The organism is Marinobacter sp. L-46 (assembly GCF_056859535.1).
This window is the reverse complement of the sequence record NZ_JBSXOP010000020.1, coordinates 18,453-38,457: the sequence shown is the minus strand read 5'-3', so window position 1 is coordinate 38,457 and position 20,005 is coordinate 18,453. Positions and strand designations below refer to the sequence as shown.

The 20,005-nt window shown below is 56.3% G+C and carries 13 protein-coding genes; 4 read left to right on the top strand and 9 right to left on the bottom strand.

Features of this window, described 5'->3' with window-relative positions; genetic code table 11:
- Positions 1–5 precede the first annotated feature (5 nt).
- Genes AC13DJ_RS01255 through AC13DJ_RS01225 form a run of 7 tightly spaced genes read right to left on the bottom strand, consistent with a single transcriptional unit; the run spans position 6 to position 9,825 of the window.
- Positions 6–959, bottom strand: coding sequence for a 5-oxoprolinase subunit C family protein (locus tag AC13DJ_RS01255; RefSeq protein ID WP_474539823.1), 954 nt, complete (start codon positions 957–959; stop codon positions 6–8).
- Entirely contained in the window at positions 956–1,645 is a 690-nt protein-coding gene (gene pxpB, locus AC13DJ_RS01250; protein WP_474543809.1) for a 5-oxoprolinase subunit PxpB, read from the bottom strand. The genes AC13DJ_RS01255 and pxpB overlap by 4 nt, the downstream gene beginning before the upstream one ends.
- Positions 1,646–1,671: 26 nt before the next feature.
- Positions 1,672–4,770 (bottom strand): type I restriction endonuclease subunit R, encoded by a 3,099-nt coding sequence (locus AC13DJ_RS01245; protein WP_482932895.1) that lies wholly within the window; start codon positions 4,768–4,770, stop codon positions 1,672–1,674.
- Positions 4,767–5,804, bottom strand: coding sequence for a virulence RhuM family protein (locus AC13DJ_RS01240; protein WP_474543811.1), 1,038 nt, complete (start codon positions 5,802–5,804; stop codon positions 4,767–4,769). Before AC13DJ_RS01240 ends, AC13DJ_RS01245 begins: the two co-directional genes overlap by 4 nt.
- 34 nt (positions 5,805–5,838) lie before the next feature.
- Positions 5,839–6,990, bottom strand: a complete 1,152-nt coding sequence (locus tag AC13DJ_RS01235; protein ID WP_474539827.1) for an AAA family ATPase — start codon at positions 6,988–6,990, stop codon at positions 5,839–5,841.
- A gap of 1 nt (position 6,991) precedes the next feature.
- Entirely contained in the window at positions 6,992–8,266 is a 1,275-nt protein-coding gene (locus AC13DJ_RS01230; RefSeq protein WP_474539828.1) for a restriction endonuclease subunit S, read from the bottom strand.
- The gene (locus AC13DJ_RS01225) at positions 8,263–9,825 is read right to left on the bottom strand and encodes a type I restriction-modification system subunit M (protein WP_474539829.1); all 1,563 of its coding nucleotides are present in this window, start codon (positions 9,823–9,825) and stop codon (positions 8,263–8,265) included. The genes AC13DJ_RS01230 and AC13DJ_RS01225 overlap by 4 nt, the downstream gene beginning before the upstream one ends.
- Before the next feature lie 393 nt (positions 9,826–10,218).
- On the opposite strand from AC13DJ_RS01225, the gene AC13DJ_RS01220 reads away from it, so the two are divergent.
- The 4 genes from AC13DJ_RS01220 (at position 10,219) to AC13DJ_RS01205 (ending at position 16,666) form a co-directional block, all read left to right on the top strand.
- Positions 10,219–11,196 carry a TAXI family TRAP transporter solute-binding subunit gene (locus tag AC13DJ_RS01220; RefSeq protein WP_474539830.1) on the top strand — a complete coding sequence of 326 codons (978 nt, stop codon included), beginning with the start codon at positions 10,219–10,221 and terminating at the stop codon, positions 11,194–11,196.
- Between the two features lie 79 nt (positions 11,197–11,275).
- The gene (locus tag AC13DJ_RS01215) at positions 11,276–13,471 is read left to right on the top strand and encodes a TRAP transporter permease (protein WP_474539831.1); all 2,196 of its coding nucleotides are present in this window, start codon (positions 11,276–11,278) and stop codon (positions 13,469–13,471) included.
- Between the two features lie 94 nt (positions 13,472–13,565).
- On the top strand, positions 13,566–15,317 hold the full coding sequence (locus AC13DJ_RS01210) for an ATP-binding protein (RefSeq protein ID WP_476129548.1): 1,752 nt from the start codon (positions 13,566–13,568) through the stop codon (positions 15,315–15,317).
- Positions 15,314–16,666 carry a sigma-54-dependent transcriptional regulator gene (locus AC13DJ_RS01205; RefSeq protein WP_199456254.1) on the top strand — a complete coding sequence of 451 codons (1,353 nt, stop codon included), beginning with the start codon at positions 15,314–15,316 and terminating at the stop codon, positions 16,664–16,666. Before AC13DJ_RS01210 ends, AC13DJ_RS01205 begins: the two co-directional genes overlap by 4 nt.
- A 10-nt stretch (positions 16,667–16,676) precedes the next feature.
- Here the strand turns inward: AC13DJ_RS01205 and AC13DJ_RS01200 are convergent, their stop codons facing one another.
- Both AC13DJ_RS01200 and AC13DJ_RS01195 read right to left on the bottom strand, forming a co-directional pair.
- Positions 16,677–18,335 carry an acetolactate synthase large subunit gene (locus AC13DJ_RS01200; RefSeq protein WP_474539833.1) on the bottom strand — a complete coding sequence of 553 codons (1,659 nt, stop codon included), beginning with the start codon at positions 18,333–18,335 and terminating at the stop codon, positions 16,677–16,679.
- 52 nt (positions 18,336–18,387) lie between these two features.
- Positions 18,388–20,001: an FAD-dependent oxidoreductase gene (locus AC13DJ_RS01195; protein WP_273134180.1), complete on the bottom strand. Its 1,614-nt coding sequence runs from the start codon at positions 19,999–20,001 to the stop codon at positions 18,388–18,390.
- Between the last annotated feature and the right edge of the window lie 4 nt (positions 20,002–20,005).

Sequence of the window (20,005 nt, the reverse complement as noted above, 5' to 3'; positions counted from 1 at the left end):
AGGCTTTAGCGCCGGCTTCCGGTTGCGGTGAAGAAGGAGAGAAACTGTTTCTCCTCGATCTGCGCCTCGTGCAGCGTAACTGGCCGGAACCTGAGCGTTGTGCCCGGTGTTCGCTGGGCCAGGGCATCCAGGCTTCTGGGCGTAACGGCTCCGAGCTTTGGATATCCACCGATGGTCTGGCGGTCATTGAGCAGCACGATGGGCTGCCCGTCGGCCGGAATCTGGATGGCGCCCAGGCTGGTGCCTTCCGATATCAGGCGTTCTCCCAGCGGTTCCAGTGCCGGGCCTTTCAGGCGCGCGCCCATGCGGTCGGTTTGCCGGGTCAGGGTGTAGGGATTGTTGAAAAAGGTGTCGAGAACGGACGCAGGAAAATGGTCGACCTGGGCGCAAGGAATCACCGAAAGCACCAGCTCTTCCTTATAGTCCGGCCGCCAGCGCTCCGAGACTTTTCGGTTCAGAACCCTGGCGCTACCTGCGTGGCAGGGCAGGTGGTCGCCTTCCTGCAGTGGGCGACCATCCTGATTCAGGCCTCCGAGCCCCTCTCGCGTAAACGTGGCACAGCTGTTACCCAGCCCCGGTGCTACCTGAAACCCGCCAAGCACTGCCAGATAGCTTCTTATCCCAACCTTCGGTGCACTGAGGGCAATTCTGTCGCCGGCCTGAATATTGATAACGCTCCAGAGCGGCCGGGACTCGCCGTTAACCCGGCATTGTACTTCTGCTCCGGTAATCGCGATCTGGGTAGCAAGGTGACTGGTGAACTCAACCCCGCCGAAGGTGATTTCCAGCGCGGGCGTGCCGAAGGGATTATCCAGCAACCGGTTGGCCCAGGCCCAGGCGTTCCGGTCCATGGCGCCGCCAGTCGCCAGCCCCAGGTGCATCACACCCCGGCGCCCGCCATCCTGCAGCAAACTGAGAAAGCCGGGTTTAGTAAAAGTCAGGCCTGGCTGGGTGCTCATAGCTGGCCTCCGAGTGCCAGGTATTCCTCCCGGCCGATGGGCCGAAAGCGAACCCGCTGGCCGGCTTGCAGCAGGGAAGGCTGGCCCCGGCCAGGATCAAACAGCGTCAGAGGCGTTCGGCCGATCAGGTTCCAGCCACCGGGGGACTGCAGCGGATAGATGGCGGTTTGGGTATCGGCAATGCCCAGGGTTCCGGCTGGTACCCTGGCGCGCGGCGTTGCCAGGCGAGGTGTGGCCAACTCCGCCGGAACTTCACCCAGATAGGCAAACCCGGGCGCAAAGCCGATGGCAAACACGTAGTACTCTTCAGCAGAATGCTTCTGGATGACCTGTTCCCTTGATAACCCGGCCCTGGCGGCAACCGCGTCGAGGTCCGGCCCTGTGGAGGGATCATAGTAAACCGGAATCTCTACAACATCGCCTTTGGCCGCGTTTGTTTCAACCTCAGGAAGCCTTGCTAACGCGTTGGTGATGTCCGCCACCAGCGAGGCCAGGTCATCTTCCAGCACGTTGTAGCGCAGCAGCAGCGTGGTATAGGAAGGCACCACATCGATCAACCGGGGGCCCAGCCTGTGCGAAAGTGCCCGGGCGGCCCGCTGGATCCGCTCAGTCAGCGCAATATCAATAGCGTCACCGAAGTGAAGCGTAATGGTATCAACGCCGGTTACTTCATATCGCCAGAACATTGCGGCTGTTCTCCGGAAAAAAATCCCTAGACCTTCCCGCCCACGCCTTTGAACTTCTCTACAAATGCTGAAACTTTTTCGAAAACGCTTTGTTTCTTGGTGAGGTACTGCGGATTCAACGGACTCATTTTCGGCAGAATGTTATTGAGCTCCGTGCCATTGTCGCTGACATGCTCTCGTTTCAAAGACGTGGCGATGTAGCGCCTGGCCGCTTCCGCGTTGAGCTTCTCGGCCGTAATCAGTGCCTGTGCTTCACGCTGTTGTTCGGATCGTGCGTAAGTGAAGAATGCGTCAATGACACTCGCTTTGTCTGGAATCTCATCCAGATCTGCTTGGTTGATAAAATCGACCACCAAACTTTCCTTGGCTCTGTTGCCAAGGCTGGCCCGAATCAGGCGGCGCACTTCGTCAATCAGGTCTGACTTACTTTTGGTTTTCTTGGTGTGCTCAAAAATCAGCTCCAGAATGTAATCCAGATTGATTTCCTGTGACTTGAGCAAATCCACCTCGAAGACCACATCATCCCAGTCGATGCTGGACTGGTTGTTATCATTGCTTGCCTTCTCACGGCGCAGCCAGTCGCGTATGTCGTTGTAGGTGGAGCGGTAATCCTGAATCTTGCGCTCAGAGGGTAATCGGATGCTCTGTAAGGCGGCGATGTCGTCATCGCTCAGGTAGTGTTTTGCCTTGAATGCCTCTACTTCGGCAGGGTCATTGATATCAATCGTTTGCAGGGCTTTAAGACTGGCAAATTCATCGAAATTCTGCAGAATGTTTTCAACGCGCAGGTACTCGCCGAACAGCTTGGCAAACGCCTTCTTATCTTTTTCTTTGATAATCTCATCCGGGGCAGGGAAGCGCTGTTCCAGCTCCGCTACCACAGTCATGAAGCCCCGCCGTGCTTCGCCGGTGACGAGATCGGTGAAGCCTTCCATGTATTCCTTATAACTCTTCTCCAGCACCACGTTCTTGGTGTTTTTGTCGCCAAACAGTGTGATGGCGTCAATGGTCGCTTGCTCCAGATCACGGAAGGTCACGATATTGCCAAAGGTTTTGGTGGCGTCATAAATCCGGTTGGTGCGTGAAAAGGCCTGGATCAGGCCGTGGTAGCGCAGGTTCTTATCCACGAACAATGTGTTGAGCACTGGCGCATCAAAGCCGGTGAGGAACATGCCCACCACAATTAACAGGTCGATATCTCTGGATTTAACGCGCTTGGCCAGATCGCGGTAGTAGTTCTGGAAGCCGTTGCTGTCGACACTGAAGCTGGTTTTGAATAAAGCGTTGTAGTCGGCAATCGCGGCGTTTAAAAACTCCTTGGCGCTGCTGTTCATGGCTGAGACTTCAAAGCTCTCGTCGGCAATATCGCCAATGGCATCCTGCTCCTCGTTAGCGGCAAAGGAAAAAATGGTGGCAATTCTAAGTGGTTTATCACTCTCGGCTTGAAGTTTGTTCAGCGATTCATAATAGAGCTTTGCGGCTTCCACGCTGCTGACTGCAAACATGGCATTAAAGCCCGTGGCACCCGCTTGCAGGCGATGAGTCTTCTGTCGATAGTGATTCAGAATGTACTGCGATACTTCCCGGATACGTTCAGGGTGCAACAAGGCCTGCCGGTTTTCCGCTGCCGTCAGTTTTGTCTCGTCCTGCTCGGTTTCAATCGCTTTGAACTGCGGGCGCACATCGTTGTAGTCCACCTTGAACTTGAGCACCTTCTCATCGCGAATGGCGTCGGTGATCACATAGGAATGCAATTCACGGCCAAACACGCTGGCGGTGGTTTCTGCACCCAGAGCGTTCTGGGGGAAAATGGGGGTACCGGTAAAGCCGAACTGATAGAACCGCTTGAACTTCTTCTTAAGGTTTTTCTGGGCTTCACCAAACTGGCTGCGGTGGCACTCATCAAAAATAAACACGACTTGCCTGGTGTAAATTGGCAGGTCGTTTTCGCTCTTCATCAGGTTATTGAGCTTTTGAATGGTGGTGACGACGATCTTGTTATCTTCTTTGTCCAGATTGCGCTTCAGCCCTGCGGTGCTGTCCGAGCCGTTGACGCTATCGGGGGAGAACCGTTGGTACTCCTTCATGGTCTGGTAGTCCAGATCTTTCCGGTCCACCACAAAGAATACCTTGTCGATAACGTCCAGCTCGGTGGCCAGTCTTGCTGCTTTGAAGCTGGTCAACGTCTTGCCGGAGCCTGTGGTATGCCAGACATAGCCCCCGCTTTCTGGCTTGCTCCAGTTCTTGCTCGCATGGGAGCTTTTTATTTTCCACAGGATACGTTCGGTCGCGGCAATCTGGTACGGGCGCATTACCAGCAGGGTGTTGCTGACATCGAAAACCGAGTATTTCAACAGCACTTCCAGCAGAGTGTTCCTCTGAAAGAAAGTGGTGGTGAAGTCTTTCAAATCTTTGATCAGGCTGTTGTCGGCCTTTGCCCAATGCATGGTGAAGTCAAAGTTGTTCTTGTCCCGCTGGGTGGTGTTAGCAAAGTAGCGGGTATCAGTACCATTGGAAATCACAAACAGCTGCAGATACTTGAACAGGGAATGCTCGCTGTTGAAGCTCTCTTTGCTGTAGCGATGTACCTGGTTAAAGGCCTCGCGAATGGCTACACCGCGTCGTTTCAGTTCCACCTGCACCATGGGCAATCCATTGACCAGAATGGTGACATCGTAGCGATTGGCATGGCTCCCAGTTTGCTCAAATTGCTTGATGACCTGTAGCTTGTTGCGGGTAACGTTCTTTTTATCCAGTAGGTAAATGTTCTGGATTCGGCCATCATCGAATACAAAGTCGTGAATATAGTCGTTGTGAATTTTGCGGGTTTTATCGATGACGGTTTCACTGGGCCGATCCAGAAAAGTTTCTACAAAGCGCTGCCATTCGCTCTCGGAAAACTGCAGTTTGTTCAGGGTTTGCAGTTGCTGACGCACATTAGCCAGCAGTGCATCCGGGGTGTTGACGTCCGGCAGGTATTCATACCCCTGGTTTTCAAGGTCGGCTATAAATTCCCGTTCCAGGTCGTATTCACTTTGATAGGTTTCACTAAGCTGAACGCACTTGGTATATCTATCCAGAACGATAAATTGATTGGTTTCGGCAATGGCCTTGTAGTCAATCACGTATCCGCGTCCTTTTTTTGAAGCAGCTTTTTCACTTCGCGATCGAAGTCCGATTCGATGTGTTGCTGCTTGTTGAACTTGTCATACTCCGCAAAGGCCTTTTGCTCAGCCTGCTTTCTGCTAACGGTGCCGTAGCCTTCCAGTATGCGGTACTCATTGAAGGCAAGAAATTTGTTGACGCTCTCAGCAAAGCTTTCCATCGTGAAACTGTTTCGCCGCTCGATGATGCCTTCGATATAGTCGAAAAAAGCCGAGACTGCCCGCTCGAGTTTTTTGATCTCGGCTTCGCTCAAATAATTCTTCGCGACCACGGTATCTGACTTTAACACCCGGCCAGCCGGTGCATTTTTGTACGTGTTCATGCCCATCAAAGGCTTACCGGCATCAGCTTTGAGTGAAATGATTTCTGCGGCGGTGTGGCCAGTAATGGCGTAATGAAACTTGTCCTGAACGTGGGCATAGAACAACTGGGTGGTTTTCGATCTGGGGTCGTAATCAATGCTGCATTCAGCAAAAATATCGGTAATCTGCTGGTAGATGCGCCGCTCACTGCTCCGAATGGAGCGCACCCGCTCCAGCAATTCGCGGAAGTAATCTTTGCCGAAATAGCGGCCATTTTTCAGGCGCTCATCATCCATGGCAAAGCCCTTGATGATGTACTCCTTGATTAGCTGCGTTGCCCAGATGCGGAACTGGGTGGCCTGTGCCGAGTTGACCCGGTAGCCAACCGAAATCACGGCATCCAGGTTGTAGTATTTGACCCTGTTAGTCTGAGTTTTCCCGGCCACAGCACCGTGTTCAGTGGTATGTTCCAAAATGGAACATACCACTGATTCCTCTAACTCTCCGCTTTCAAAAATGTTCTTCAGGTGCTTGGTAATCGCCGGGCGCTGTACACCAAACAGCTCCGCCATGCGCTCTTGGGTCAGCCAGATGGTTTCATTGCTGAGCACCACCTCTACCTTTATCTTGCCGTTGGGCGCGGTGTAGAGCAGAAATTCTGTGGTTTGATCTTCCAGACTTAGATTGGGCACAGGGTTCCTTCCTTATGCTTTAATGTCAGTGAGTTCAGTCATTGGCTTCGACCTGTTTCCAAAAGCCATATTCATTCTTCAAGTGATTAAGCAGTAACTTAACAGTCTGCTTCTCGGGCTCTGTTGGCTCGGTGACCGTGTCATTTGATAAGGTTGAATGACTGGTGAACTGGATGATGCGGTTCAAATACGCCTGCTGGTCACCCGGTAAGAGCTCAGACCATCTCGGATAACCGAGGAAGCTTGCTGTTTTCTCATACAGGTTACGCAAGAGCGTAAAATGGTACCTTTGCACCTGGTTTTCCGCGACTGCCTGCTCAAGAACATGTTTTAAATACAGGTGATAGGAAAAGCTCTTGTTGGAGTCCCCATACTTGGTGTTCAGGCGGTAGTCGCCATTTTCAAGGCGCTCCAGCAAGTAGCAGCCTTCTTTTTTACCATTTTTGTTCAGACCAAGTTCATTGTGGAGAACGTTATAAAAAAGAGGGCTGTGAGTCGTGATAATAAACTTCAGCCCAGACTGACTGGATTTGATCAAGCCCGCCAAGTTGACGGCCAACTCAATCAGATGGTTTTCATCCAGTGAGCTGACTGGGTCATCAATAAAGACATATTCCAGCTGGTCAAACTGGTTTGTCTCACGCTCAGTGGGCTCAGCAACGTTGAGGATGGTAATAACCTGATCCAACAGGGTGTAAAAAATGCTCCATATAAAGTTGCTTTCTTCACCTTTGGAGATTTTCAGATTGCCGGAATGTTCGTTATCGCCACGCTCAAGTGAAAAAGTCACCTCTGTAAAATCTGCGCTGAAGTGCGGCGTGAGTTTCTGATTAGCATAGCGTTGGAAGTTTGTGACGATATTGAGATCCTGCCCCTGATCCTTCAAAACCCAGTCGGTAAAGGAGTTGGGTTGAATTTTTAGCTTAGGTTCAGCATCTGAGTCGAGATCGTTATCCCAATAGAACAAGTCCTCGGTGAACGCGTTGTAGTAGAGGATTTTGTTTCTTGAGAATGCAACTTCGCCTTCATTATTGGTGACATCTTCATCATCATTCTTTGGCGCAATCAGTTGTTTGAATGCCCGGGATAGGCGGGTTTTGCCCGAGCCATTAAAGGCATAAATCAACTGAACCCTTTTATTGGAGCCTCTGAGCTGTTGGGCTATTTCCGTTAGGGTCTTGCTCATATCAAGCCACGACCTCTTCCGGTTTTGGGAAGCTCAGCAGAAGATCCCGATAGTATTCATATTGCTTTTGCCGCAGCTCGATCTCTCGGGGTAAGCCTTCGGTGATCGAGTCGGTAAGGGCGTTGAATTTGTCCAGAATTGATACAATACGAGCCTGTTCGTCAAGTGACTTCTCGAGATCATCCGGATAGGGGATAGGGATCGAGACCTTTGAAAAGCCAGTCATTAATAGTGTATTGACCTTGGTTCTCGCCACATGCTTTGCCTTCTCGGCAATAAACGATGCGGTTTGCATGCAGTAAGAAACGTACTTCGGGTTCATTGTATGCCGGAAAGCATAGCAGTGGTCGTGAATAGCGACTTTCCCGTCGCCGAGCCATGCCATGGCTTTACCAACATCCTCTACAGTCTCTCCCACGTCCGTTATTACCACGTCACCAGGCTGCGCATAACGAAGTGACTTCGCCATATCACTCCGGACCTGAGAGTGTGCCTGAGTCGTGAATGCTCCGTACCGGGTGTAAATCTCACCGTAATGGATAGCGCTGATACCGTCATCTACATAATCAGCTTTGGTAAAGCGTTTGCCCCGAATAAATTCTCCAATCTCTCCGAGCGGCTTCCACGCTACTTCTCCATCTTCGAAACTCAACAACTTGTCGCGGTAATAGTTGTATTGCTTTTTTCTTGCGGTAAGCTCGGCGGTAAGCTCGGCGGTAAGGGAGGTAAATGCGTCCAAAATTCGGGCGATCTTGGCCTGGATTTCAAGGGATTTTTTCGTGTTTTCTGGGCATGGGATGGGGGCTTTTATTTTAGCCAATGCACCGCTAGAAACTCGGCGAACCTTTGCCCCCGTTATATATTTTCTCTTTTGTTCCTGAAAGGCTTCCGTTTGGATAAAGTAAGCCAGATACTTAACATTTTGCTGATGCCGAAATAGCATCATATCTCCAGATATCGCTACCTTCTCACCAAGCCACGCTAATGGTTTAACCACATCTTCATCATTTTCTGACGTTGTTGCCAATAGCAGGTCATTTTTATTCGCTGTTCTAAGCTTCTTAGCCAGTTGCTCCGGCACGAAAGTAAAGGTTGTGTCAGCAGCTAATCCATACCTGGTATAGATTTGGCCGTAATGTATTGCAGGAAAACCATTTTCAACAAAATCTTTCTTCTGCATTCCATTGCCACGAATAAACTCACCAACATCGCCAAGCGGCTTCCATTCGACATGAATCCCATCCAGCAGTTTCTCCATAAAACTCACGTCGCTCATACCTCGGGCTCCACACCTTCAATCTCCGCCACAATGGCATCAATCTCGGTGCGCAGTTGATCGATTCTTGCCACGGTGGTTTTCAGCTGAGCATTGAGCTGAGTAATGTCGATCTGCTCCCGTGTGTCTTTGGCTTCTACGTAGCTGGTGACCGACAAGTTGTAGTCATTGGCGGCGATCTCTTCAAACGGTACGGACCGGGCAAAGTGCTCAATGTTTTCCTTGCGGTCGAACGCCCGCATGATGTCTTCAACATGCTGATCGGTCAGGAGGTTGGTATTGGTTTCTTTTTTGAAATACGCCTCACCGCTGGCATCGATAAACTGGGTGGTCGTGTCAGTTTTGTGTTTGGACAACACCAGGATGGTGACCGCGATGGTGGTGCCATAAAACAGGTTGGGGGCGAGTGAGATGACCGATTCTACGTAGTTGTTGTCTACCAGATACTGGCGGATTTTCTTTTCGGCACCGCCCCGGTAGAAAATGCCAGGGAAGCAGACAATCGCTGCACGGCCTTTGGCCGATAGATAGCTGAGCGCGTGCAGAACAAAGGCAAAGTCGGCTTTGGATTTAGGGGCCAGCACCCCGGCCGGGGCAAAGCGGTCATCGTTAATTAGGGTAGGGTCGTCGCTGCCGATCCATTTCACCGAATAGGGCGGATTGGAGACGATGGCGTCAAAGGGTTTTTCATCGCCAAAATGCGGATCGGTCAGGGTGTTACCCAGCTGCACGTTGAACTTGTCATAGTTGATGTTATGCAAAAACATGTTCATGCGGGCCAGGTTATAGGTGGTGTGGTTAATCTCCTGGCCGAAGAAGCCCTCTTCAATAATATGGGCATCGAAATGCTTCTTTGCTTGCAGCAGCAGCGAGCCGGACCCGCACGCGGGGTCGTAAATCTTGTTCACGCTGGTTTGCTTATGCATGGCGAGCTGGGCAATCAGTTTTGACACATGCTGCGGGGTAAAAAACTCGCCACCGGACTTGCCTGCATTGGCTGCGTAGTTGGAAATCAGGAATTCGTAGGCATCGCCAAACAGATCGATATGGGCACTGTCAAAATTCCCAAAATCCAGGCCGGCTACACCTTTAAGCACAGCCGCCAAGCGGTAGTTCTTTTCCTTAACGGTGTTGCCGAGTCGGTTGCTGGTGGTGTCGAAATCGGCAAACAGACCCTTTATGTCGCCCTCCGATGGGTAGCCGTTAGCGGAGGCTTCGATGGCAGCAAAGATGGCTGCGAGGTCGGTATTCAGGCTTTCGTTGTTGTTGGCACCCTTGGCAATATTGACGAACAGCTGGCTGGGGTAAATGAAGTAGCCCTTGGTTTTGATGGCATCGTCTTTGATGTCCGGCGTGATGACGCTGTCGGGCAGCTCTGCGTAGTTGATGCTGTCGTCATCGGCCTCGATATAACTGGCAAAATTCTCGCTGATAAAGCGGTAAAACAGGGTGCCCAGCACATACTGCTTGAAGTCCCAGCCGTCGACAGAGCCACGTACGTCGTTAGCGATCGCCCATATCTGGCGTTGCAGGGCTGCGCGTTGTTGGGTGCTTGTCATTCGGTTTTCCTGTTTCAATCCGGTTTAAATCGCCGTCGGCTCAAATCTGAGGTGGGTAGTATACGAGATAAGGCGCACCAAACTCATCGTTCGTTGCTCGCTACAACACGGGAGGGCATTGATGTCGGGAGTTGAAAAGCAACTCTACAGACTAACTGTCTAGTGAAACAGTAGTTGGTAGCTCGCGCAATGGGTGGATATTCACCCATTGCCAGGTTCCTTGTGGGTGGTTAACCACCCAAGAATAGTTGGTTGTTTTTCTGTCGATATTTCAATTCTTTGTTTTATAAGTATTTTCCCTGACTGGCCCGCTACTTGCTCCCGTATTTTGCCAGCGAGGCCACCACGGCCTCACCAGCACCCAACCAACAAAATGAATCGGGAGCATTCTTTATGAAACTTCAAACCGTTCTGGCGGCTGCGCTCGCCACCTCCGTTGTTGCAGGCCCTGTGGTTGCCCAGGACCGTGACGGCTGGCCGGATAACTTCACTGTCGGTACTGCCAGTCAGGGCGGCACCTACTTTGCCTACGGCTCTGGCTGGGCGAACTTCGTGGCTGAGAACCTGGGCGTATCCGGCGGTGCCGAAATTACCGGCGGCCCGGTTCAGAACATGGCGCTGGTGCACACCGGTGACCTTAAGTTTGGCCTGACCACCATGGGCCCGGCCCGGGAATCCCGTGACGGCGAAAGCCCGCTGGCTCCGGGTATGAAGATGGATAACGTGTGCGCGATGTTCCCGATGTATGAAACGCCGTTCTCGATTACTGCTCTGTCCAGCTCCGGCATTGCGTCTATCTCTGATATTCCTGATGGCGCCACCATCGGCTTTGGCCCGGCCGGTTCCACTTCCGACACCTACTTCCCGCGGATGATGGAAACCCTGGGTGTGAAGTTCGAGCGTCGTAATGGTAGCTGGTCTGATCTGGGCGGCCAGCTGCAGGACGGCCTGATTGATGTGGTGGCCTTTGCCGCCGGTATTCCGATTCCGGCCGTCAGCCAGCTGGAAGTACAGACCGACGTCAACATCATCGGCATGAACGATGAAGAAGCGAAGAAAGTGATCGAGAACTTCCCGGTCTCCGAGTTCGTCATTCCAGCCAGCACTTACCAGTCCCTGGAAGAGCCGTCCCGCGTGGTGTCCATGTGGAACTTCGCCATGGTGAACTGCGACATGCCGGAAAGCTTCGTGTATGAAATCACCAAGCTGACCATGGAAAACAATGACAAGATGGTGTCTATCCACAAAGCCGCCCGTCATTCCATTCCGGAGAACTACACCAAGAACAACGTGCTGCCCTGGCATCCGGGTGCTGCCCGCTGGTTTAACGAAAACGGTTACACCATCGAAGCAAGCGCCATCAAGCAGTAAGGCCTGAGCCCGGGGTGCCTGCATGGCGCCCCGGGACTGGTTGTTCGAATTACCGCCTTACCTCCAGGCAGGACTTAACATGACCAAAGAACACACGCATTCCGAGGGTGAACAGCAACTGGCTGAGAACCTGACGATCAACGAAGACCACCTGCTTGCCCACAACGTGGATGAAGAGCCGGTTGAAGCCAACCGCCGGATGTTCACCGGGTTGCTGCTCAAGTTTGTGGTAATGCTGGCCATCGCTTACTCGGTGTTCCACCTGTACACCCTGAACATAGCGCCCATGGAAACCTGGTCGTTCCGGATTGTGCACGTTGCCGGCGCCCTGGTACTGGGCTTTATCCTGTTTGCCGGCGCCCGTTTTGTATCGGCCGAGGAAGGCCCGGCCCGGCACAAGTGGACCACCTGGATTGGCGGCGCAGCCATGATTCCTGCGTTGTACGCCCTGTACCAGACCTGGTCTTTCAACCAGATGGTCCAGAACGGCACCATGCGTATTCCTGCCGAGCTGGAAACCTGGCATTTTGGCTGGCCGTTGCTGGCGGCGTCTGCCATTGGCATTGTGATGAGCTGGTTCCACCAGCGTGACCGCGCCCGCTTCAGCGTGCCGGACCTGGTGCTGATAGTGTGCTCCGTGGCGGTTGCCGCGTACCTGCTGATTGTCTTTAACACCTCCATGCGGATGACCACCGGCACGGCGTTTGCCCCGGTTGGCATTTCCTTTGCCGCAGTGGCCGGCACCGCGCTGATTATGGAACTGACCCGCCGGGTGGCTGGCCTGGCCCTGGTGGTTATCGGGCTGGTGTTCCTGGTTTATGTGTTCGCCGGGCCGTACCTGCCGGGCTTCCTGGGTTATCCGGGGCTGTCTGCCCAGCGTTTCTTCAGCCAGGTGTACACCGATGCGGGCATTCTTGGGCCCACCACCGCGGTGTCATCTACCTACATCATTCTGTTCATCATCTTTGCGGCCTTTTTGCAGGCCTCCAAGGTGGGTGACTACTTTGTGAACTTTGCCTTTGCGGCAGCCGGTCGCTCCCGTGGGGGCCCTGCCAAGGTGGCGATTTTTGCCTCCGGCCTGATGGGTATGATCAACGGCACCAGTGCCGGTAACGTGGTGTCTACCGGTTCCCTGACCATTCCGCTGATGAAGCGGGTAGGTTACAGCAAGGAATCGGCTGGTGCGGTGGAAGCTGCAGCCTCTACCGGTGGCCAGATCATGCCGCCGATCATGGGTGCCGGCGCCTTCATCATGGCGGAGATTACCGGTATTCCCTATACCGAGATTGCCATTGCCGCGATTATTCCGGCCATCCTGTACTTCGCGTCTGTGTTCTTCATGGTGGACTTTGAAGCCAAGAAGCTGGGCATGCGTGGTATGCGCAGTGACGAACTGCCGAACCTGCGGCTGATGATGCGCCAGGTGTACCTGTTTGCGCCGATCATTATCCTGATTGTCGCGCTGTTCCAGGGCTACTCCGTGATCCGGGCCGGCACCCTGGCGACGGTATCTGCGGCGGTGGTGAGCTGGATTTCGCCCAACAAGATGGGTTTGAAGTCTATTCTTCGGGCCTTTGAAATTGCCGCCTACATGTCTATCCAGATCATCGTGGTTTGTGCCGCGGCGGGTATCATTGTGGGAGTTATCTCCCTGACCGGTGTGGGTGCGCGTTTCTCGGTGCTGCTGCTGGATGTGGCTGCCCACAGTCACCTGCTGGCACTGGTGTTTGCCATGTTCATCTCGATCTTGCTGGGTATGGGCATGCCAACCACGGCCGCCTATGCGGTGGCTGCCTCTGTGGTAGCGCCGGGCCTGGTGCAGCTGGGTATCGAGCCGCTGACCGCGCACTTCTTCGTGTTCTACTTTGCCGTGGTGTCTGCCATCACGCCGCCGGTTGCCCTGGCGTCTTACGCTGCGGCCGGTATTTCCGGTGCCAATGCCATGTCTACCTCGGTAGCGTCGTTCCGCATCGGTATTGCCGCGTTCATCGTGCCGTTCATGTTCTTCTATAACGGTGCGCTGTTGATGGAAGCCGGCTGGGTCGAGATCGCCCGGGCACTGGTTACCGCTACCTTCGGCGTGTACCTGTTGTCTGCCGGTGTGCTGGGCTGGTTTGCCCGCTCTGCCGCCCCGGTTCTGGTGCGCCTGTTGCTTGTCGCCGCTGCGCTGATGACCATCGAAGGCGGAGTGTGGACAGACCTGGCCGGTATCGGGCTTGCGGTGGTGGCGTTCCTGATCCAGCGCAAGCGGGCACCCGGGTTGGCTGCGGCCTGATATGGCAAGGCAAGGGCAGGGCAGCGGTCATGACGGCCTGTTGTCCTGCCCGGATTCCGGCGCTAGTCTAGAGGCTTTGCCGGAATCCGAACCCATGCTTAACCGGATCAGCATTACGGTTGTTCTGATTATTACCCTGCTGCTGTCCTGGCTGCTCGGGGGCTGGTCTGGTTACCGGCAACTGGAGCAGGACAGCCTGCAGGAAGCCTTTCGTTATCGCCAGCTGGTTGCCAACGAGCTTAACCGCTACCTGCCGGTGCCTGCCCTGATTGCCGAACACCCCCTGCTGGCGGACGCCCTGAAAGAACCGGATAACGCCGTTACCCTGCTCCGCGCCAACGAGCAGATGCAGCGGATGGCCACCATTGTGGGCGGCTCCGATATCTACCTGATGGACCTGACCGGGATGACCATTGCGGCCAACAATTTTGGCCAGCCAGATACCTTTGTGGGCAACAATTACGCCTTCCGTCCGTATTTTTCAGAAGCGGTTGCCACCGGCGGGTCGGTGGCCTACTTCGCACTGGGTAAGATCTCCTCGGAGCGGGGGTTGTACTTTACCAACCCGGTTCGTGACCAGCGCGGCAATATGCTGGGTGTTGTTGCTATCAAGGTTCTGGTGCACGAGCTGGAATCCCAGTGGCACCGGCCCGAAACCCGCCAGCAGGCGGAGATGGTGGTGCTGGATGGCGACGGCATCAGCTTTTTGTCCAGCCGGACGGACTGGCTCTACCGGGATTTCAGGCCGACGGATAATGCCGAAGAGAATGCCAGGGTTCGCCAGCGCTATCCCGAGCGGGAACTGAAGCCCGTTGATTTTGTGGAGCAGGGCAAGCCCTGGGGGCTGGCGGACAAGTCAGCCCGCATCCGGTTAAGGGAAAGTGACAAGCCCGGAACCTACCTGACGGTTGAAACCGGTTTGCCCCGGCTGGACTGGAGCCTGCTGGTGCTGACCGACACCCGGCCAATACTGTGGACCCGCATCGGGTTTATGGCCGGTGGCCTGGCCCTGTTCCTGGCCTGTTTCCTGACCTGGCTGTACCTGCGAGAGCGTTACCGCCGGGAGCGGGAGCTGGCGCTCAGGGGTGAACAGCTGGAGCGCCGGGTTGCCCAGCGCACCGCAGACCTCCGTGAAACCCAGCAGGAGCTGATCCAGGCCGCTAAGCTGGCGGTGCTGGGGCAGATGTCGGCTGGCCTGAACCATGAAATCAACCAGCCCCTGACGGCGATCCAGGCCTATGCCCGTAACAGCCGGAAATTCCTGGAGCGGGGTGCCACCGATATGGTGGATGCCAACCTGGGCGAGATTGTTGGCCTGTGCGACAAGATGGCGGAGCTGATCCGGCAGTTCAAGGTGTTCGCCCGCAAGTCTGAGGGGCCGCCGTCGGTGGTGGACCTGCGCCTGCCGATTGATGCAGCGCTGAAAATTATCCGCGCCCAGAACGCCAGCGAGGGCATCAACATTCGCTGGCAGCGACCGGACAACCCGGTGATGTGCCACGGTGACCTGATCCGGGTGGAGCAGGTGATGGTTAACCTGCTGGCCAATGCGGTCCAGGCGGTGGAAGGCTGCGAGCAACCGCAGATTGATATCCTGGTTGCCGATGAAGACGACGACTGGCGCTGCGTGGTGAAGGATAACGGCCATGGCTTGCCCGGTAATTCCGAGCAGGTGTTCGAGCCGTTCTTTACCACCCGATCGGTCAAGCAGGGGCTGGGGCTCGGCCTGTCGATTTCCCGGCAGATTGTCGAAGCACTTGGCGGCAGCCTGACCGGCCAGAACCGGGGCGACGGCCCCGGGGCGGAGTTTGTTTTGACACTGAAACAGCGTAAGGCAGAGGGATGACGATACCATCAGTGATTTTTGTGGATGATGACCCGGATATCCGGCCGGTGATGGAGCAAACCCTCACCCTGGAAGATATCCCGGTAGCCTGTTTTGCCGACGGAGCATCGGCGCTGAAGCTGGTGCAGCCAGAGTTCGAAGGCATCGTCTTGTGCGACTACAACATGCCGGGCATGGATGGCATGCAGCTGTTGCACGAGGTACGGAAGATTGATGAAGACATCCCGGTGATTCTGCTCACCGGCCAGGGCGACATCAGCACGGCGGTGTCGGCCATGCAGCAGGGGGCCTATGACTTCATTGAAAAGCCCTTTGACCACGATGAGCTGATCGAACTGCTGCGGCACGCCCTGGAAAAACGGCACCTGGCACTGGAAAACCGGCGCCTGAAGGCCCAGTTGCGGCAGCTGGCCAAGCCCGGGCCGCGGGTTTTGGGTGATTCGCCGGCGATGCAGGCGGTAATGTCGACAATCGGGCCGATCCTGGATATTTCCGCAAACGTGCTGCTGCATGGTGAAACCGGTTCCGGTAAGGATGCCCTGGCCCGGTACATTCACGAAAGCAGCCCCCGCAGTGCCCACAACTTTGTTGCCATCAACTGCGGCGCGGTGCCCGAAAACCTGATCGAGAGTGAACTGTTCGGCCACGAAGCCGGGGCCTTCACCGGTGCCGAGAAGCGGCGTATCGGCAAGATTGAGCATGCCCACCGGGGCACTTTGTTCCTGGATGAAGTGGAAAGCATGCCCATGGCGCTGCAGGTGAAACTGCTTCGGGTACTTGAGGAGCTGCGGGTGGAGCGGCTGGGCAGCAACCAGTCAATAGATGTGGATGTGCGCATTATTGCCGCGACCAAGGCCGACCTGAAACAGCTCAGCGATGAGGGAGCGTTCCGGTCTGATCTCTACTACCGGCTGAATGTGGTGAAGGTGGATATTCCGCCCCTGCGGGAGCGCAAGGAAGACATTCCCACGCTGTTTCACCACTTTGCCCTGATTGCCGCCGCCCGTTACGACCGGGAGAGCGTTCCGCTGGATGCCCGCCAGGCGGCCCGCCTGATGCAGCACTCCTGGCCGGGCAACGTGCGGGAACTGCGGAACCTGGCGGAGCGTTACGTGCTGCTGGGGCCGGCAGCCCTGGATGGTGGTGACAGTTCCGAACAGGGCAACCTGTCCGGGCGTCAGACACTGTCCGAGATGATGGACGGGTTTGAACGCACGGCCATCGTCAGCGCGCTCAACGCCAGCCATGGCAGTATCAAAGACACCATGCTTCAGCTCGGAATTGCCCGCAAAACCCTGTACGACAAGATGAAGAAGCACGGCCTGGACAAGGCCCAGTTCAAGGACTAGCGCCCCTCAATCAGGGCGCAATCTTCTTCTTTAGTGCCTTGGTCAGCGGCCGTGGCAAACTCGGCAGCGACTTCAGCAGCCAGGGCAGTACCTTCCGTTTAACGCCATTCAGCGATTCCGGCACCACCGCTTCAATCAGGTGCGGCCCGGGGTGCGCCTGGGCGTACTCCATGGCTTTGATCAACTCTTCCGCCGTGCGCACTCGCACACCGTGCACACCCATGCTTTGGGCCAACTGGGCGTAGTGGGTGACCGGCCCGCTGATGTCCAGCTGGGACTTTGCCTTGGCGCCGGCTTCTTCTGCACCGACCCGTTCCAGCTCCACGTTCAGGATGGAGTAGGAGGCGTTGTTGAAGATGATGCTGGTGACGTTCAGGTTTTCCCTCGCCATGGTCCACAGGGCCTGGATGGTGTACATGGCGGTGCCGTCGCCGATCAGGGCGAACACCGGGCGGTCCGGGCAGGCGATGGCGGCGCCCACGGCATTAGGCAGACCCTGGCCGATGGCGCCCCCGGTGAGGGTGATCATGTCGTGGCGCGGAGCGCCTGCGGTCATGGCGTTGAGCATCAACCCGGAGGTGATGGATTCATCCACGATGATGCTGTTCTCCGGCATCAGCTCGCCCATGGCCCGACACACTTTTTCAGCGGTCAGCTTGCCCTTGGGCAGTCCCGGCCGGCCTTCGGCCTGCAGCCTGGGCTCGGCACCGGCCGCGCCCAGGGCTTCAGCCAGCTTATTCAGGCTGGCGGCGGCGTCTTGCTCCGGAGTACTGAGCGTGTGGGCGGTGCAGTTGTCGGGCACCAGGTAACTCGGCTTGCCCGGGTAGCCAAAGAACGACACCGGCGCCTTGGCGTCTACCAGTACCAAGTGGTCGAATTCAGACAGCTGCAGGGTGGCCAGTTCAGCCAGGTAGGCAATCCGCTCTATCGGCGGCAAGCCGGCTCCCCGTTCAATTCGGGTCGGGAAGGTTTCGGCAAACAGGGTAACGCCACTGTGGGCGGCAATGCGGGCTGCGGCCATCAATGCCGGCTCGCGCAGGGCGCGGCCACCGAGTAACAGGGCGGTTTTCTGGCCACTGGCGATGGCGTCTTTTACCGCCTGAACGGCGGCATCGTCCGCCGCCCGGGCTTCCGGCTGTGGCAATGGCGCACAGGGTTGGCCGCCTTCGCCCCAGGATACATCGGCGGGCAGGATCAGGGTGGCTACCTGCCCGGGCAGGCCCCTGGCCACTGCGATGGCTTCGGCGGCGTCCTTGCACAGGACTTCAGTGCTTTGAGATGTGCGCACAAAGCCCGGAGATACGTTGCGGGCCACGGTTTCGATGTCGGATTGCAGCTGGGCGTCGTACTTCACGTGGTAGGTGGCGTGGTCGCCGACAATGTTCACCACCGGCACCTTGCCTTTGCGGGCATTGTGCAGGTTGGCCAGGCCATTGCCCAGGCCGCAGCCCAGGTGCAGCAGCGTAGCTGCCGGCTTGTCGGCCATGCGGGCGTAGCCGTCGGCGGCACCGGTGGCTACGCCTTCAAACAGGGCCAGCACGGCGCGCATTTTGGGTTCGCTGTCCAGCGCGGCCACAAAGTGCATCTCGCTGGTGCCGGGGTTGGTAAAGCAGACTTCAATGCCGGCATCGACCAGAGTTTTCATCAAGGCTTGGGCGCCGTTTGGCATGTTCTCTCTCCTGATCCTGTCGGATTCTTGTTTTCGTTTGATAGTCGGTTACTTAACGGCCGCTGACGATGGACCTTGCCGCCGCCCGGGCGGTCATGATGCAGCCGGGCAGGAAGGTGCCTTCCAGTGATCGTTTACCATTGGCGCCACCACCACCAAAGCCTGCGGCTTCGCCTACACAGTAAAGCCCGCTGACCGGCTGGCCGCTGGCGTCCAGCACCCGGCTTTGCAGGTCGGTACGAAGGCCGCCCAGGCTTTTTCGGGTGGTCAGCTGCATGTGGATGGCAATAAACGGCCCCGCGCCGGGTTTCTGCAACGGCGCCGGTTTGCAGGTGCGCAGCTTGTCGGGCCCCCACTGGCGGGCATGCAGGATTTTGCGGATTTGCGGGTCGTTATTCAGCTGGCTGCCCTTGCTGAAATTGGCGTCGAAGGCATCAGCAGTGGCTTTCAGTGTGGCCGGGTTGATGTCCAGCGAGCAGGTGAGTGCGTTCATTTTCTCTGCCAGTCCTTCCAGGGTATCGTCCACCAGGAAGTGCGGGCTTTCGTGGGCCATCTGGTTGGCCAGCGGTTTGTTGCCCAACAGCAGTTCTTTCAGGAACAGCGGGAACTGCTTGTCGCGTATGCGGGCGTTGTGCTCGGCGCCGGAGATGGCAAATTCCTTCAGGGCAATGCGCCGGTTCAGCAGGTGCCAGGTCCAGGGCTTTTCCTGCTCGGCTACGCGCTGGCACAGCCAGTGGGTGTCGAAACCGGTTACCAGGGGCTCCGGCCCGATGCGCTCACCACGGTGGTTCAGCCACAGGGCGGATTTGCACGGAATGGTCGACAGGCCATGGCCGGGAAAGTGCGGGTAGGGGTGTGGAAAGCCTGCCGCGTAGTTCCACATTTCGCCGGCGTGGGTAATTTTTGCGCCCAGGTGATCTTCGGCCCAGTGGTGCAGCTTGCCGTCGGCAAAGGGATGGGCACCATTGAGCAGGGTGGCCGGTTGTGGTCGGTTTTCGGGCCAGTTGGCCCGGCATTCGGCATGGCTGCCGTTGATGCCACCCATGGCCAGTACCACGGTGGGTGCGCTCAGCCGGACTTCCTCGCCAGTGGATTCCTTGATGGCGACGGCGCCGCTGATGTTGCCCGCCTGTTGCTCCAGGGCCGTTACCTTGTGGCCGTGCAGGATGGTCAGGCCATGTTGGGTGTCGGCGTTGTGCAGGGCATTGATCATGCGGCGGGTCAGTTCCCGGGACGTGCCCCAGACTATGTGGTAGCGGGGTACGGAGTTGCCGTCACCAAACCGGCCGCGTTCTACCCAGTTGACCGCCGGCATGAATTTCAGGCCTTCGTCGATCAGCCAGTCGTGCACGTCGGTGAGGGAGTTTTCCACGTAATAGCGGGCCCACTGCATGGGCCACTCGTCGGCCGGGTCCAGCTCGCCGAAGCTTATCCAGTCTTGCAGGGCCCGTTCCGGGGAATCGGCAATTTTCATGCGCCGCTGCAGGGGGGTGTCGATCAGCGCCATGCCGCCAAAGGCCCAGAGTGCCAGCCCGCCAAGGCGTTCCGGAGTGTCCCGGTCGACAATGGTCACGGTTTTGCCGGCCCGCAGGGCTTCCAGGGCGGTGACGATGCCAGCCAGGCCGCCTCCGGCAACCACGATGTCTGAGGCTATGTGTCTGGCCATTAAC